The organism is Serratia sp. TSA_130.1 (genome assembly GCF_052691795.1).
On the sequence record NZ_JBQZFS010000016.1, the window covers coordinates 1 to 979 of the forward strand.

The window sequence follows — 979 nt, forward strand, 5'->3', positions numbered from 1 at the left end:
TCGGGCGGAGTACGTCGAGTGGGCCAACCACGTGTGCGGCATGGCCTGCCTGAAAATGGTGCTGGGCCACCGCGATGGCGAAGCGCCGCCGCTGTTGGAACTGGCGCGCCGCAGCCTGCCTTATGGCGCCTATGTGCGTGAGAACGAGCGGATAAAAGGACTGATTTACGCGCCGTTCGTCGAGTACGTGCGCGAGCAGTTCGCGCTGCAGGCGGAGGTGAAGGTGGGGCTGGCGGCCGCCGATGTGCCGGCGCTGCTTCATGAATGCCGCTACTTTATCGCCTCGGTGCATCCCGCCATTCGCCGGCCCGAGAGCATACCGCCGCAGCGGGGCGGGCATCTGGTGTTGATCACCGCCGCCGATGCGCAAAGCGTGACCTTCCATAATCCTTCGGGAGACAGCCCGGCGACGCGCGAGCGAGTACAGCTGTCACTCAACCGCTTCGCCCACTTCTTTGCCGGCCGCGGCATCGCCATCGCATAAAAAAACGCGCTGTTTCTGATGAAAGCAGCGCGTCGTCAGCCGACTGGATACATTTTCATGCCACCCGCATCACCCAGGCGTCCGTCTGCCGATCGTAGTGTTGCTTGTACAGCAGCGACTGCTTACCGTTGAGGATGGCCGGAATGCTGGTGTGTTCATCCCAGCCGTCGAGCTGCATGCACAGATCCGGATCGGACTTGCAGGGGATGCTCAGGGTGCCTGCACGGTCGGCGGTGGCGTGAAGATGCGCGTCATCGACCTCGAAGCTGCCAATTTTTACGACGGTTTTGCTCATGGGAACTCCTTGCTCAATGATGTGGTAGGAGGTTAGACCAGTAAGGTCATCGGTATGAGCATAACCAAATTAGCAAAAAATGCCACATAAAAAATACATTCTGGCAACATTCGTGCCGGGCGGCTAGCGGCTGCGCTAGTAAGTCACGACATAGCTGACGTTATCCTGATAGGTGCCGACCGGCACTTCGGTCTGCGCCG

2 protein-coding genes are annotated in these 979 nt (G+C 59.9%); one reads left to right on the forward strand and one right to left on the reverse strand.

Features of this window, described 5'->3' with window-relative positions; translation table 11 throughout:
- Positions 1–484, forward strand: a 484-nt coding sequence (locus ACUTQY_RS24655) for a C39 family peptidase (RefSeq protein ID WP_445583352.1), incomplete at its 5' end; no start/stop codon positions are given.
- Between the two features lie 55 nt (positions 485–539).
- Here the strand turns inward: ACUTQY_RS24655 and ACUTQY_RS24660 are convergent.
- Positions 540–779, reverse strand: a complete 240-nt coding sequence (locus tag ACUTQY_RS24660) for a YebV family protein (RefSeq protein ID WP_033652110.1) — start codon at positions 777–779, stop codon at positions 540–542.
- Between the last annotated feature and the right edge of the window lie 200 nt (positions 780–979).